Origin of the sequence: Photobacterium chitinilyticum (assembly GCF_004104355.1) — a bacterium.
GTDB classification, from domain to species: domain Bacteria; phylum Pseudomonadota; class Gammaproteobacteria; order Enterobacterales; family Vibrionaceae; genus Photobacterium; species Photobacterium chitinilyticum.
In genome coordinates this window covers 398,876-414,231 of the sequence record NZ_RJLM01000001.1, presented here as the reverse complement: position 1 = coordinate 414,231, position 15,356 = coordinate 398,876, and the positions used below count along the sequence as shown (strand labels likewise).

Annotated in this window: 14 protein-coding genes; 6 read left to right on the top strand and 8 right to left on the bottom strand. The window is 46.1% G+C overall.

Annotated features, from left to right (window positions below; all coding sequences use genetic code 11):
• Nucleotides 1–36: 36 nt before the first annotated feature.
• The 6 genes from EDI28_RS01875 to EDI28_RS01850 form a co-directional block, all read right to left on the bottom strand.
• On the bottom strand, nt 37–510 hold the full coding sequence (locus EDI28_RS01875; RefSeq protein WP_128782139.1) for a response regulator: 474 nt from the start codon (nt 508–510) through the stop codon (nt 37–39).
• 9 nt (nt 511–519) lie between these two features.
• Nucleotides 520–1,845 carry an ATP-binding protein gene (locus EDI28_RS01870; RefSeq protein ID WP_128782138.1) on the bottom strand — a complete coding sequence of 442 codons (1,326 nt, stop codon included), beginning with the start codon at nt 1,843–1,845 and terminating at the stop codon, nt 520–522.
• 57 nt (nt 1,846–1,902) lie between these two features.
• A complete protein-coding gene (locus EDI28_RS01865) occupies nt 1,903–3,318 on the bottom strand; it encodes an SLC13 family permease (RefSeq protein WP_128782137.1) in 1,416 nt (471 codons plus the stop codon).
• A 296-nt stretch (nt 3,319–3,614) separates the two neighbouring features.
• On the bottom strand, nt 3,615–5,015 hold the full coding sequence (locus tag EDI28_RS01860; protein WP_428430393.1) for an MATE family efflux transporter: 1,401 nt from the start codon (nt 5,013–5,015) through the stop codon (nt 3,615–3,617).
• 185 nt (nt 5,016–5,200) lie between these two features.
• Nucleotides 5,201–5,623 carry a CBS domain-containing protein gene (locus EDI28_RS01855; protein WP_128782136.1) on the bottom strand — a complete coding sequence of 141 codons (423 nt, stop codon included), beginning with the start codon at nt 5,621–5,623 and terminating at the stop codon, nt 5,201–5,203.
• Between the two features lie 232 nt (nt 5,624–5,855).
• Nucleotides 5,856–7,163, bottom strand: coding sequence for a DUF945 family protein (locus tag EDI28_RS01850; protein ID WP_128782135.1), 1,308 nt, complete (start codon nt 7,161–7,163; stop codon nt 5,856–5,858).
• A 173-nt stretch (nt 7,164–7,336) separates the two neighbouring features.
• Here EDI28_RS01850 and EDI28_RS01845 point away from each other — a divergent pair, with 173 nt between their 5' ends.
• From EDI28_RS01845 to EDI28_RS01830, 4 genes are all read left to right on the top strand, one after another.
• Complete coding sequence (locus EDI28_RS01845; protein ID WP_128782134.1) at nt 7,337–9,271, top strand: ATP-binding protein; 1,935 nt, start codon at nt 7,337–7,339, stop codon at nt 9,269–9,271.
• Nucleotides 9,272–9,334: 63 nt separating this feature from the next.
• On the top strand, nt 9,335–9,835 hold the full coding sequence (locus EDI28_RS01840) for a response regulator (RefSeq protein WP_128782133.1): 501 nt from the start codon (nt 9,335–9,337) through the stop codon (nt 9,833–9,835).
• Between the two features lie 76 nt (nt 9,836–9,911).
• Nucleotides 9,912–10,904: a 2-hydroxyacid dehydrogenase gene (locus tag EDI28_RS01835; protein WP_128782132.1), complete on the top strand. Its 993-nt coding sequence runs from the start codon at nt 9,912–9,914 to the stop codon at nt 10,902–10,904.
• Nucleotides 10,905–11,131: 227 nt separating this feature from the next.
• Nucleotides 11,132–11,677 carry a hypothetical protein gene (locus tag EDI28_RS01830; protein ID WP_128782131.1) on the top strand — a complete coding sequence of 182 codons (546 nt, stop codon included), beginning with the start codon at nt 11,132–11,134 and terminating at the stop codon, nt 11,675–11,677.
• Nucleotides 11,678–11,751: 74 nt separating this feature from the next.
• On the opposite strand, the gene dsdC is transcribed toward EDI28_RS01830, so the two are convergent.
• Nucleotides 11,752–12,657, bottom strand: a complete 906-nt coding sequence (gene dsdC, locus EDI28_RS01825; RefSeq protein ID WP_128782130.1) for a DNA-binding transcriptional regulator DsdC — start codon at nt 12,655–12,657, stop codon at nt 11,752–11,754.
• A gap of 99 nt (nt 12,658–12,756) precedes the next feature.
• Nucleotides 12,757–13,344: a TfoX/Sxy family DNA transformation protein gene (locus EDI28_RS01820; protein WP_128782129.1), complete on the bottom strand. Its 588-nt coding sequence runs from the start codon at nt 13,342–13,344 to the stop codon at nt 12,757–12,759.
• Between the two features lie 295 nt (nt 13,345–13,639).
• On the opposite strand from EDI28_RS01820, the gene EDI28_RS01815 reads away from it, so the two are divergent.
• Nucleotides 13,640–14,239, top strand: coding sequence for an LON peptidase substrate-binding domain-containing protein (locus EDI28_RS01815; RefSeq protein ID WP_128782128.1), 600 nt, complete (start codon nt 13,640–13,642; stop codon nt 14,237–14,239).
• A gap of 104 nt (nt 14,240–14,343) precedes the next feature.
• Nucleotides 14,344–15,267, top strand: coding sequence for an HDOD domain-containing protein (locus EDI28_RS01810; RefSeq protein WP_128782127.1), 924 nt, complete (start codon nt 14,344–14,346; stop codon nt 15,265–15,267).
• Nucleotides 15,268–15,356: the final 89 nt, after the last annotated feature.

Sequence of the window (15,356 nt, the reverse complement as noted above, 5' to 3'; positions counted from 1 at the left end):
AGCAAGAATACGGCTTGCAACTAATGCAGTCTGGAACTAGCGAAGGCGTCTAAACACCACGCTATTATCAAGAATATCGCTCCAAGGCTGATAGTCCAGTCCCATATCGAACACGTATTCGGTGATCAAGCTACGTGCTGTCGTCAGCAGAGCATCGGCTTTCCAAGGCTTTTCATAATAACTCTCGATCCGAGCACGGTTAATTGCTGCTATCGTATCCTGATGAGTCGCCTGACCGGTAAGCAGTACTTTCTTAGTTTGGGTGAAACGCGGATCCTGAGAGATGTCAGTCAACAACTCCACCCCCGTTTTACCCGGCATCACGTGATCGGAGATCACCAAAGCAATAAACTCACCCTCGGCATCCAGCTCATCCATCAGCTCCAATGCCTCGTCAGCCGATTCACAGTCTTCTACATGAAAAAAGTCGTTCAGCGGCGCCAAGTCCTTAAGCACAGCGCTCAGCACTTCCCTCTGGTCATCTACACAGATGATATTTAGCTTTTCCATAACCATCCCTTACGCGATTGGCAGTTTAATTCGAAATTTGGTTTTCTCTGAGTCACTCTTAAGTGCGATTGTGCCGCCATAGCTCTGCACTATTCGCTGAACAATTGATAGACCCAGCCCCAAGCCAAACGACAGCCCCCCCTTTTTGGTGGTGAAGTTTGGCTGAAATACTTTTCTTCGTGTTGCTTCATCAATCATCGGGCCATTATTACTGATGGTAATAAGCAACCGATTCTTTGAATGTCGGGTGATAATCTCTATCTGCGGATCCTGTGTTTGCTCCATCGCATCACAGGCATTTTTAATGATATTCACCCATACCTGTACCAACTCGGTAGTACTGGCCGTTATTGTCGGCAACACGGCCGGCCGCAGTACCACATTGACTCGCCGGAGATTACTTTGCAGCAGCGACAGTGATTTATGGATTGTATCGTTGATATCAATATCAGGCTGGCGGGCATGGTCGGTCCCCCCCAGTTGCTTGACTGAGCGCACTATACTTGCCGCATGTTTCGACGCTAACCGCATATCATGCAGATCACGCCCCATATCCCAATACTGCAATGCCTCATCAAGGTTTTCTAGCCAGTCATCCGGGATATCTCCCTTTGGCTGAGCCCGTGCCAATTGCCGGGCCTGCTCTCTCTCAAGATCATACCGTTCTTGCAAGTCCTTGGCCCTTTTTCTAACCTCGGCAGAAGTCGATGACTGCCCGGTACAAATGCCAAGATCAATAAACGGACTGACTTCAGGTTTGTTTTCTTGCAAAAACTGGCAAATAGCACCCTGCAGGCCCTCAGTCTTACTACTCAGAACCCCCACGGCATTATTCAGCTCGTGGGCAATACCGGCAGCCAGCTGGCCTAGCGTTGTCATCTGCTCTGCCGCATAAAGTTTCTGGAGCGCCTTTTCTTTTGCCAGTGCCTGCATGCCGGTCATCATCTGACGCTGCGCCAGTTCATGAACCATCACAGGCATAAACTGCTCACTGAACGAGCCGTATGTTTCCGGCTCCTTGGCCTCGGTATTAAGATCTATCCAGGCTAGCTCGCTGTCTGTTTCGGCAATGACCGTGGTTGACGCCACGAAAGTCTGCGAGAAAAAACTATGCACCCCAAAAAACATCCCCTGATCGACCCGAAACACTTTTGCCGTCAGTTCACTGTTTTCTTTATTGAAGTAGCCAGACAGCTCACCTTTCTTCACCCAATACAACTTATCGTTATAACCGTCTTGCTTGAGCACCTGTGTACCCGCCTTGACGGTAACCGAACGTGCAGGCTCTCGAAAATAAACATCGATAATACGCTGTAAAGCTTTCGGTTGATGCATCGGTTCTCCGAGATAAAAGTGGGGGCAAACACCAAAAATAGCCGCCCCCAAATCCAGTTAAATATGATCGATTAGGTGCAGCGCCCAAATCATCACAAAGCTCAGCAACACACCCACAACACCGATGATCACGCCCACGCGGGCCATCTGATTGCTCTGGACATGGCCGGTAGCATGAGCCAGCGCATTTGGCGGCGTACTGATCGGCAAAGACATCCCCAGCGACGCCGCGAACGTAACCACCAATATCAAGGTGATCTCGCCACCAAGCGGCACCAACGACGTCATAGAAGTGCCGAGTGCTGCCATAATTGGCATCAGCAAGTTGGCTGTCGCAGTATGTGACATGAAGTTGGCCATCAACAAGCAAAGCAGTGCCGAACCCGCCAGAACGACATATGGCGAATAGCTATCGAACGGAATACTGTGAACCAGCAAGCGGGCTAACCCTGTCTGATCAAGCGCCAAGCCAAGCGCAATACCGCCGGAAACCAACCACAGGACATCCCAGGAAATTTTCTTCAGATCTTCTTTATTGATAATGCCGGTTAGCGAGAATACGGCTACGGGGATAAGTGCAACGGTGTAGGAATTCATACCATGTGATGACCCCATCAGCCACAGAATAATCGTCAGGGCAAAGGTAATATATACCGTTATCGCTTTGGGGGTTTTCAGGAACTTCCCTTTGATGGTGAGTTCAATTTTCTCTTGTTTTGCCGGATAGAGCATATTGATAAGCATCCAGGCAAACACCAGCAGCACGGCAACAAAAGGGACGCCAAAGAACATCCATTCACCAAAGGTGATCAAGTTTTCGCCCGTCAGGTACTTCAAGGCAATGGCATTAGGCGGTGTACCGATTGGTGTACCGATACCACCGATATTGGCAGCGACAGGAATACAGAGCGCGAACGCTATCTTACCTGGGTCCTTGGCACCAAACAGCGCAATCACCGGTGCCAAAATCGACAACATCATCGCCGTCGTGGCGGTATTGGACATGAACATCGAGAATATAGCGGTGATCAACATCAGGCCGAACATGACATACTTGGGCTGGGTTCCAAAAGGTTTCAATAAGACCCGTGCTAAGTTGACATCCAGTCGATACTTAGTCGCCGCCATGGCCAGAAAAAAGCCCCCCAGAAATAACATAATGATAGGGCTTGCAAAGGTGGCCATGATATCGCTGTAGGTGAGTAACTCGCCAAAATAGGCCTGCCCCTCTCCAGCCCGAAACAGGTACAGTCCCTTGTTTGACAAGAGCAGTAGCTCCAGCACGATGATCACAACCGAAGTAGCATAAATCGGGATCGGCTCCAGGACCCAACACAAGGCAGCCAGCAAGAAAATCGCAATGACTCGTTGCTGGATAACAGTCAAACCTTCTACAGGAAATGCCGAGGCCGGCAGGATTAATATCAAAAGAGGGATCAGGATAGGCACAATGTACCTTATATATTGGCGCATAACGTGGATATTCCCTTAAAACAATAAAATATGCTGCTTATGCCTGTATTCATCCTTTTCGACATTCCGAGGATTCTTGTTATTCGGAAGAAGTAACAACAGGCATAAGAATCTAGCGGCAATAAAGTGTCCTTATGCCGATAAATATATAACTCTTAGGTAGTAAACATTGTGCGTACAATAGGGAGGGAAATCTTCGAATCAGATCAATAAACGAGTGAAATGTAAATAAATTTAACGTTTCTGAGCGGTAGGCCCGCAATAAGGATCACGGGCATAAAATCCGGCTGTTTTTGCTACTTTGTTTCGGTAACCAACTGCTCGTCTAGCGCATCTTCCTGTCCCATATAGGTACGGGAAGAACAGAATGGGGTTAAAGGTACCTGCGGTTCCAACACTTCAAGCTCAACCTGCCTTTGCTCGTGCTCTCGCGCCATAATAGCCACTTGCTTCATGACCAATACCACGGCAATTACCCCAAACACCACCGAGCCTAATGCCTGACCAATCAAGACACCTCCGGCACCAGCAATGTAACCGCCAACCATGACAAAAGGAATCGTCCCAATAGTCGCTTTACCCATGTTGAGTGCCGTCGACCAGGTTGGACGATTTAGGTTATTAAATGCGGCATTGGCGACAAACATGGCACCATTGAAAATGAAGGTAACCGCAACGAACGAACAGAAAATGGACAGTAACTCTGCAGCATCTCCCTGCAAGCTAAACATTGCGATCAGGCTATCTTGCACTGACCACAAAATGGCGGCGACCAATATGCAGTAAAACGAAACAAACAACATGGCATCGCGCAAAGACCGAGTGATCCGATCCCAGCGCTCGGCCCCAAAATTCTGTCCAATAATCGGTCCAATCGCGCCGGACAAAGAAAAAATCAAGGCAAAACTTACCGGCATAATCCGGCCGATCACCGCATAGCCGGCAACAAAACTCTCGCCAAACTGCGCAATATTACTGGTAACAATAGCATTGCCAATCGGAGTCGCTGTATTGGTTAAAATTGCCGGAAAAGCGATTGCAGAGACTGGCAACAGCGACATTAGAAATGATTTAATTTCAGGCTTAGCCACCAAGTCATGCCGAACGATCACAGCATGTAGCGAAAATACCATTACCGCCAAACGAGCAAACACAGAAGCAATAGCAGCACCTTGAACCCCCATTGATAACCCGAAGATAAACAAGGGATCAAGCACCGCATTGACGCCACCACCAATCAATGTCGCTACCATCGAACGCCTTGCGTCCCCGACACCACGCAATGCCGCGCCAGCAGACATTGAAATCGCAATCATGGGAGCACTGGGTAACAAAATAGTCAGATAATCTGTTGCCGCTTCTGCCACCCTGCCCTTAGCCCCGATCATTGCCAGGAGCTGAGGCAATTGCCACATCATGAGTGATACTAGTATACAGCTGATAATAAAGGCGAAAATCATAACATTGACTGTCATATTTCGGGCTTTGTCCCTTTTCCCGGCCCCCAAAGCACGAGAGACCAGCGCTCCCATCGCGATCGAGGTTCCAATTGATGCCGAGGTAGAAAAGAATACCAAGGTACCGGCAAAGCCAATTGCTGCTGCCAGTTCGATCTCGCCCAACAAGCTGATAAAAAACATGTCCAGCAGATCAACGAGGAATAACGCCATCAGGCCAACAGCCCCCGTCCCCGACATCACAATGATATGTTTCATCGGCGAGCCTGTTACAAACTTGGCGTGTACGTTATCTCGGGGACTATTATCCTGAAGTGATTTGGCCACAGCGGCTCCATTTCGTCTATGTGCAATTCTTAACGACTTACTCGCAAAAGAAAAAGGCGCATTAAGCGCCTTTTAACAATCATCTTGATAAGTTTGTTTTATACCGGATGTTTGAAACAGTCAACGATCTGGTTACTGATTGCAGTTAAAACATCTCGACGGGTAATAACACCAATAAGTCGACTCGTTTCACTATCGACTACCGGATAAATTTTCGGTTTCTGACCTGACATTGTTTCAGCTAGTTCAATAATGGAATCATCAGGAGCGACAGTCAGCACATCCTGTCGCATACATTCACCAACAGTATGGGTATCTTGACAGTAGTACCCAACTTTCAATAACTTATGGATCATATCCTGCTCAGATAAAAAGCCGACAACCTTTTTTGTTTCATTAATGACCGGCCCACCGATTTGTTTGGCAGTCAACAATTTATCGAGAGCCTGAGATAATGACATATTGGGATCAAATGTTACCGGGCGCGCATTCATGTAATCTTTAACTTTTAACGATTCCATGCATCCCCCTAAATGAATTATTAATGCAAGAAAAACAGGTGGTTCGTCTTTTTCTACCTGTCGCGTTAAATTAAGTGTCGCCCATTTATCTGAAAATACTAAATAGAAATAAACAATTTCATCAATAGATTTATTCTATCAATCTTGGATGCTTGGGTTTTGGCATAAAAAACCCGCTTAGGGCAAGCGGGTTTTAAGGGGAAATCAATAACGAGATATTTATCACATCGATTTACATAAACAACATCATCAGCATCGCCAATGGTAACTGATCACCAGAGGCAAGAATAATTTTGTCCCCTTCAATCTGCATCTGCAACGAGTAGTAGTCTGCACCTTTCTCGACAATACCGCCTTGCTCCATCATCGTGGCTTTTTCAAAAAGAACGGGATCGTCTTCAACCAGTTTAATTGGAAGGATCAAACTGATATCACCCGATAGTTTTTCTGAGATCTTCGCCATGTTTTCAGATGCACGTGCAATTCCCGGGGCAATAACCAGATTAAGATGACTTCTCACATCTCCTTTCGGCGTAACAAGGCTTAAGTCTTCAATGGTAAACTTCAACCCTTTGGCCACCAGCAGATCAAGCGCGAGTGCCGCATCTTTCGCTTGCTGTTCAGACATCTGCTCATCAATCTCATCGGCCATATTGCCCAGCCGACTGATCGCTGGATAATTTAAATCTGAAAATGCCAGCTTAAAATTGAAGTTGCGGTATTCCTGGCCATCTAATGACACAATTTTATCAATCGTCATCATGTTGGTATTGGTCAGTTGCTGCTCGGCTTGGCCTGACGCTTGTTCCGATTGAGTAAGCTCGTTATTCATCCCCAATACGACATTGTCAATCTCGACGCTTTTATCATTGATCAAGTCTTTGAAGCTGACATGTTTCATTACGAAGTCCTGGCTACCAATCCAAAACTGGCCATCAAGTAGGCCTTTGCCGCCACCTTCAAGCCCGGTCATGACCATTGACTCTTTCGCCGTGGTGGTTATTTTTGCTTCAGGTAGCTGATAGTGGAACTCTCCCGCCCCTTTTGCATCGACGGTCCCTTCCAGCACAAACGCTTTGATATCAGCCTTTGCCCCTTGCTCGTTCTTGAAGCTCACCGGTTTCATCGTAATGTTAAAATCAGTTTTGCGAGTCAAGGCCGTGGTTGTTGTAAAGCTGATCGGCGAAACCCCTTCTCCCCAAAGCTTATCGGCAACGGGCTGTAGATCTTCATCAAGCACCAACTCGCTGGTCGAGGTGACTCCCATGAAACCGTGGCTGACCTTGTGGTGAATAAACCAAACAGTCGGTAAGCCTTCTTCATCAAACACCGGTTTCCAATCTTCTTTGATTTCAATACGGGACACTGCATCTGAATTCAAATAACCACGATCGTAGCTTTCACTGCTGATGGTTAGGTAGGGATTCTCATATTTACCAACGGTATCTAAATAGATTTTCTCACCAATCTGCCCTGTTGCAAATGGCCAGCACAGTGCGATTGCTACCGCGCCCCCAACAGCACCAATTTTTTTCAACATTTTGTGTCCCAGTCTCTGAAGATGAAACAATAAGTCTACCACACCAATCTGAATATTCGTTGCATACACCCTATTTATCAACGACTAATACCAAAGGTTTGTAAGCCGTCTCTCAGTCTATTGTGGTGTTTTCTTGTACACTTTAAGTACTAAAACAAAAAAAGGGTCTGAGGGTGAATAATTTTGTCATTGTATGTCTGGATGACGATCCTAGCGTTGTCGAGCGCTTAAACCACGATCTGGCAGCCTTTTCGGCATTGTTCGACATATGCAACGCTTACAGTATCGAGGAGGCACACGACACTCTACAGTTTATTGAACAGAGTGACCAACGCGTCGCCATGGTGATCTGTGACAACGAGCTAGGCAGTGACAATGGCGTCGATTTTCTGGTTCAGTTGGATCAATACCCGGTTGCCAACCAGGCTCGATCGATACTACTCAATGACAAGCCACAGCTAGACGCCATTATGCAAGCAGTTAATGAAGGACGCCTTCATTACTGTCTAACCAAGCCCTGGAACAAAAAAGAGCTACATCAGGTTCTGCTCAAGGAGCTAACAACCTTTGTTCTCAAACACACAGAAGAAGACTGGCTGCGCTATAGCCAGATACTCGATCACCGCCGTATCCTCAATGCCCATATCGAAAGGCAAATGTCGAGTTTCCGTTCTGGCTTTATTCAAAATACCAATGATATTGATGATGCCAGCCTTGCCCGCCAAGTGACGGACGCACTTCATGAATTCTTTAACGGCAACGATGAAGACCGGGCCTGCCGTACCTATAGTGAAGGGCACCTGCTTACCAAGGAGGGCGAGCCGAACAACTTTCTGTGGTTTATCACCCAGGGAGAAATCGCCCTGTACAAAAAAGATGAATACGGCAGCAAGCACGAGGTCGTCAGGGTTGCCCCCGGGCATCTTGTCGGTGGTATGTCTTTTGTCACCGGAGAACCATCTTTCTCTACCGGTGTGACCCTAGATACCACCAATGTCATTAAACTCGATCGACAACTGTTTAACAAAGTAATGAACTCACGCAGTGAGCTTCTTCCTCTGTTTACCAATCTGTTGCTGCGTAACTTCAACCGTCGCCTTCAGGGCAGCATTCAAACCGAAATGCGCCTGCAGCAGACACTGAAATCTCTTGACGAGGCTTACCACCAGCTGGTCGAAAAAGAAAAGATGGCAATGCTTGGTCAGTTAGTCGCTGGGGTTGCCCACGAGCTGAATAATCCGGTTTCTGCTATTTTGAGGGGCAGCGATACCCTAAAGCAGACGATTTGCAAGCTCACAGATTCTCAGCTCAGTCATGAAAACCAGACTAGGGGCAATTACATTCTTCAACAGGCGATGCAATCTCGTCCATTATCGACCTCCGAAACCCGGCAGCGTGCAAAACAACTCGAATCGATATTGGATGACCGCCAGCTGGCCCGCAAGGCGGTTCAGATGGGAGTTGATAACCCAAAGTACCTCAATGACTGGCTGCTCCCGCAAAAAACACAGCTCAAGCCTGTAATGGCCGAGTGGGACAACTATTATCAGATGGGCAATTTCCTGCGATCCATTAATGTCTGCGCCCATAGAATCGCCGATCTGGTCAAGAGCCTGAAAAGCTACGCGCGCCAGGATGACGAAACGATACATACCGTCGATCTGCATGAAGGATTGGAAGATACCCTGGTCATATTTGAGAACCGCCTTAAGCGCCACCATGTAATCAAAGAATATTCGGCACTACCGCGATTGAATTGCCAGCCAATTGCACTGCAGCAAGTTTGGACTAATCTGATAGCCAATGCTCTTGATGCCGTCGAGGAGCCTGGAGAAATACATATTTCGACCCATTACACCCCCGACTCGGAGCAGCAAAAAATTGACATTGTTATCGAAGACAACGGCAAAGGGATCCCGCTCGAGCAACAACAGAAAGTTTTCGAGCTGAACTACACCACCAAACGCGAAGGCAACTTCGGGCTAGGTATTGGGCTATCGGTATGCCAACAGATCATCCACCAGCATGACGGTACTATCCGGGTCGAATCAGAACCCGGAGAATATACCCGGATGATAGTCACGCTGCCGCTTAATCAAAATCATTAAATATTTAACAAGCAGTTACCAAGCTGCTCGCACGCTCACGGAGCGAGTTAACAAGGAGGCCATATGAACAAATACCTCATCCTATGCGTTGACGATGAACGAGAAGTCCTCGACAGTGTGCTGCATGATCTGAGTAGTCTTGAAGAGTATTTCATTATTGAAGCAGCAGAGTCAGTTGATGAAGCCAAGGAGGTGCTCGCAGATACCATTGCCGATCATATCCCTCTCGCCTTGATCCTCTGCGATCATATTATGCCGGGCGAGACCGGTATTGATTTTCTGATTGAGCTTAAGAAACAGACCGAAACGACCCACTCACGCAGGGTGCTCCTCACTGGTCAGGCTGGATTAGAAGAAACCGTGCAGGCCGTCAACCATGCCAGCCTGGACTATTACATCTCCAAACCATGGGACGGCGACCAGCTCAAAGACATTGCAATTGATCAGCTAACCACTTATATCATTGATAATGAAAAAGAATTAATGCCATGGGCCAGAGTTCTCGATACCAGTCGAATCATGACGGCTCTCAGTGATAAACGGCTTTCACTCTCCGACATATAATTGTCATACAAACCTTTTCGGGGCAACAGGAAAATGTTATGTTGATCACATAATTAGTTCCCCGAAGAGGCAACACATGAAAGTAGCAGTCTTCAGCACCAAGAAGTATGATCAGAAATCTTTCGAGATCATCAACGCCAATTATCAGCACGAACTGACCTTCTTCGAATTTCGCCTTACTGCACAAACGGCCAGAATGGCCCAAGGATTTGATGCCGTATGCGCCTTCGTTAACGATGATCTCAGTCAAGCCGTCCTTGAAGAGTTAGCCAACAACAATGTTCGCCTGATCGCGATGCGTTGCGCTGGCTTTGATAAGGTGGATTTAGAAGCAGCCAAGACACTGGGAATTCAGGTAGTACGCGTACCTGCCTACTCGCCTGAGGCTATTGCCGAGCACACTCTGGGTCTGATGCTGAGCTTGAATCGCAGGATTCACCGAGCATACCAACGAACACGAGATGCCAATTTTTCGCTCGAAGGGCTCACCGGGTTTAACTTCCATGGTAAAACCGTCGGCGTAATCGGCACCGGTAAAATAGGCATTGCAACTATCCGTATTCTCAAAGGACTAGGCATGAATATTTTAGCCTACGACCCTTATGAAAACCCTATCGCCGTCGAGCTTGGCGTCACCTATACCTCTTTGGACGATATTTACCGACAAGCCGACGTCATCACTCTCCACTGCCCAATGACTGAAGAAAACCATCATATGTTCAATGCCGTTGCCTTTGACAAGATGCGGGAGGGAGTGATGATCATCAACACCAGCCGTGGTGAACTGCTGAACTCCAAGGATGCGATTGAAGCGTTGAAAAGCAGGAAAATTGGTTCTTTAGGTATCGATGTCTATGAAAATGAAAAAGATTTATTCTTCGAAGATAAATCTAATGATGTCATCAAAGACGATGTATTCCGCCGTCTGTCAGCCTGCCACAATGTGCTATTTACCGGTCATCAGGCTTTCCTTACCGAGGAAGCACTCGGTAATATCGCCGACACAACACTCAATAACATTGCCCGGTACGAGGCTGGCACAACCTCAGGAAACGAGCTAATTCGATAATAAATGAAAGCGGGAGTTTCTCCCGCTTTCAACCCGCAACTATACAACATAACCCCCTGTAATTAAGCACAACATTCAAGGTCAGGATCGCAATTTTTTTGTGATTATTGCTACATTTTTACGCTGTTCTTTATCAAAAAAGTAACTTAGTGTTGTAAAAATCTATGATTGCCCTGCTTTGTCCATTAAAATAGGCTCATTACTTTTGGCTCCACGGACTAACTTTCATGCGTAAAACACTTCTTGCCACAGGATTTATCTTGGCATCTATTTCTGCGGCTCATGCTGCCCAGACCACGATGAGTAACTTTAGTTACGATTACGCTGAAGCGCGTATTGGTATTAGCCCTCTCACCTATGGAGCTGGTTTCAGTAAATCAATCCACCCGAATGCCCATCTTACAGGCTCTGTTGACACAGAATTCGACAGCGACTGGGATTTAGCACTGGGTGTCGGCTTCCATGCACCAATCAATAACTGGGCTGATATTACCGGTGAGATTAAAGCACGAAACGCTAAGAACAATAGCGAGTTTAACAGCTCTGGCGGGAAGCTAGGTATGGAAGTAAATGTTGGTGTCCGTCAGTGGCTTGGTCCTCAGCTAGAAGTTGGCGGCCAGATTGGTCACCTAAATATTAGTGACCATGAGAAAACAATTGGAATGGTTTATGGCCGATTCCATGCAACCGAACTGTTTTCTATTGGCGCTCAAGCACGCTTTAACGAAGTCTACGGCGACCAGATTATGCTAACGACTCGTTTCAAGCTCTAATTAGCGCTTGAACAGAAACAGCCCCTGCTGGGGGGTTGTTTCTTTGTAAAACCTCTCATATCGCCGTCAACAAGCTAGTCAACCTGTACTTTCAGCCAGTCAAAAAATGCCTCAATTCTTGGTGACGATGCCTGCTCGCGTCGGCAAACAATGTAATAACTCAGCGGCGACAGTACCGACATGGCAAAAGGAGCAACCAATCGTTCTTCTTCAAGCATCTCGGCAATAAAGCCCTTCCTTCCCATTGCTACGCCAATCCCTCGCTCGGCAGCTTGCAATGCCAAATCGGCTCTATCGAAAGTGCAGCCGGCTTCCGGCAATAGTACGCCATGTCGCTGCGCCCAATATTGCCACTCATCATTGCGCCCCGCTCGAGCCCACGGTGCAGCATCGTGAAGCAACATACAGACACTCAGCTTTTCCGGTTTTCCATACAAATCATGAGCAATCGCGTATTCATGACTGCATACCGGTATCATACTTTCATCCATGAGCTTTACCGAATGAAGGCCCGCATACTTGCCGTGGCCGAAATAAATTGCGCAATCAAATGTTTCAGTCTGAAAATCGATTAACTCATTGCGAGTACGTAGATGAAAACGCAGAGCCGGATATTTATCGATAAACAGCTTCAGCCTTGGCAACAACCATGTCTGGGCAAACGTCGGAGGAACAGCTACATTGAAATCACCACTCAGTTCGAGTGTTTTTAGATCCCTTATTTCATGGGCTATATCGCCAAAGTTATGAGCGACGACCGTTTTTAGGCGCTTGCCCTCTTCGGTCAATGTCAACTTTCTTGGCTGGCGAATGAAAAGCTGCACTCCAAGGCTATCTTCTAAGTTCTTGATTTTATGGCTAACAGCACTTTGGGTTAGGCACAGGATTTCTGCAGCCCGAGTAAAGCTCATTTGATCGGCAGCAATCAAGAAGCAATGTAACCCGGACAGAACCGGACCAGTCAGTTTGGGTAGTCGCATATGGGTTTATAAAAAAACAGGATATTGCGGCTATCTTACAATAAAAAAAGCCACCAAAATATGGTGGCCAATAACTACCTACTCTGTAGTAATTACGCGTTATTCAATATCGCGCAATAATCGCTCTTTATGATCATCTTTCAGCAACGTCCAATGGCAACCATCAATAGCTCCAGCAAACATCCACAACAGTTTTAAATCTAAATCCTTGCCATGTGAGCTACGTACTTTCCGGTAAACTTCCGCGGCACCAAGCGAAATAAAACTACTGACGTCCGGGACACCAGCCTTCTTGACCATACGCTCTAAGGTCAAGCGCATATTCGGCAAGTCGCGCAGACGCTTGCTCCGTTCTGATGATTTAAATTCTTTTTCTTTTGTTGAAACTTGTATGGACTCTTGCACCAATTCGTCACATTGAGCTCTGTAATCAATATACAGACGAGTAACATCATAATAATTAACAACAGCTGTCGTACTACGCTTTATGTGTTTGAATTTACTGCAGTCAAAAGACGCCAACTTTGTATCCAGCGTTTCACCTCCGCGCAGAAACATCGACTGATCTGTCAATATGGCATACATGGCACCTTTGATAAAAATACCGGTGCCACCAAACATTGAACGTTTTTCATAATGGCCAAATTCGCGAAGATAATTAAATAAGTCATCCTTGATCGATCGCACAGGCTTCTCCCCCCGCTAAACGTTATTGGTCGTCTAATTTCAAGTAACTTAAGACAAAATGCGTCAACAAATTGACAATGACACATTGAATTAATTATTTCCACATATGAAACAGCGAACATTTGAAATTGAGATTTGCTGCATATTATCTATCGCAAATTAAGTTAAAAGTGACAAAATTTGACCATTTTTTTTGCGTATAACCTCCCAAAAACAGCGGGACAATTCGCTATCACACTATCGTTATTCTTGTCAGTCGCGACTATGGTTATAAATAATAAGTGGAGGGTATATCATGGTAGGCATTGCACTCTTTCCGTCATCCAGCCATCTCCTGCCAAATGGAAGGCTTGAAATAACGATTGCTGAAGAGCGATATATCCGAATGATCAAGCAATCTTTGGCATCAGAAAGAAGCTTTGCCCTTTGTATGCTCAATGAGTCTGAAGAACACGATGAAATAAAGAAAATTCCAGCCATTTCGACCGAAGTTCATATCATCGATTTCAATGCTCTAGATGGAGGGTTGCTAAGTATCTTGGTTGAAGGCAGTCAAACGGTTCGCTTATTGGCCATTAAAGTAGAGGACGATGGGTTATTGCGGGCAGATTATGAGCCTTACCCACACTGGAAAGCGGCTCCCATTGAGCCAGCAACCTTGTGCCTATCCGAGAAGCTGAAGCTCTTTTATGCCACCATGCCTGAAATTGGCTCTTTGTACTCAAAGCCGGAGTACGACAATCTTACTTGGGTCTGTCAGCGATGGATTGAAATTCTCCCGTTGGAAGTCCACTACAAACAGTTGTTGCTCACCCAAGAAAATATAAAACTTACCGTGCGCTTTTTACTTAAATTGTTAGACAACGACAACCTTCCGATCGCAGAACTTGTATAAGCCTAACATTTAGAAACAATTTCAAATTTTTTTATATTATACATCTGTCTATCAGTTACAGCTCAAGATAGAATAAAGACCTCGATATCAAGTTAGTAGTTGTAATGGCACACGTATCTTTTTTTTGGCTCAAACCAGAGAATGACAAAATCGTAAAAGGACTGGAATCTGAATTCTGTTCTTTAGTAAAAGACGCAGTCAAACAAAACCGTCTTACCCTTCCCCCTATTCCTGATGTTCTCGTTAAATTGCACGCTCTGTGTAACGAAGAAGATACAACCATCCGTGATGTGGCTGATTTATTGCTGGATGATCCCGGTATGGCGGCTTCGATTGTCAAAATCTCGAATACCATGATGTTTAACCGACGTAATGTCGTTTGCCATGATATTCAAACGGCAGTAAGCCGACTTGGTATTTTAAGAGTTCGCGACATTATTACTGCCCAAGCGATAGAAGAGCTTAAACGTAAAAATAGCTTCAGCCTTGGATGCAATGCCCTGTTGAGACAGAGTGCAATGCGTTCACGGCAACTCGCTGCAACAATGGCAATTGTGAGTCAGGGGCTCATCAACCACCCGGAAACACCGGCAAAAGTTGAGCAGGAAAAATCACTTCTGGCTGGTTTATTTGCTGATATTGGTCTGTTTAGCCTGGTACACGAATACCAGAGCTATTTGGACAGTGGTAATTACCTCGATATTGATATCGCCAAGTTTGTATTTGAGCATTGCTGCCAGGATGTCAGCCTCATTATCCTCAAACACTGGGGCTTTGATGATGATTACCTTGAAGTCGCTAGCAATACAGCCTCGCCTTATCGCGGTCAGCGCTCAAAGACTAGCTATCTGGATATTGCCCGCATGGCGAATCACCTATTGCTATTCAAAAGTAATGACGAAGCCATCGAGGAGCATCATGTCGAACTTGATCTCGCAGGTGCCGAAGTCATGTACGAGCTCACCAATTTGCCTGAGGCTGAATTTGATTTCCAAATTCGCAATGTGATCAAAAATAGCGGCTTCTAATTTCTACCTTTGCTAGAAATATATCCCGCTTAATTCTTTGCCGGCATGTTGTATTGACCCTATCTTATTGATACTGATAAGCTGCTTAT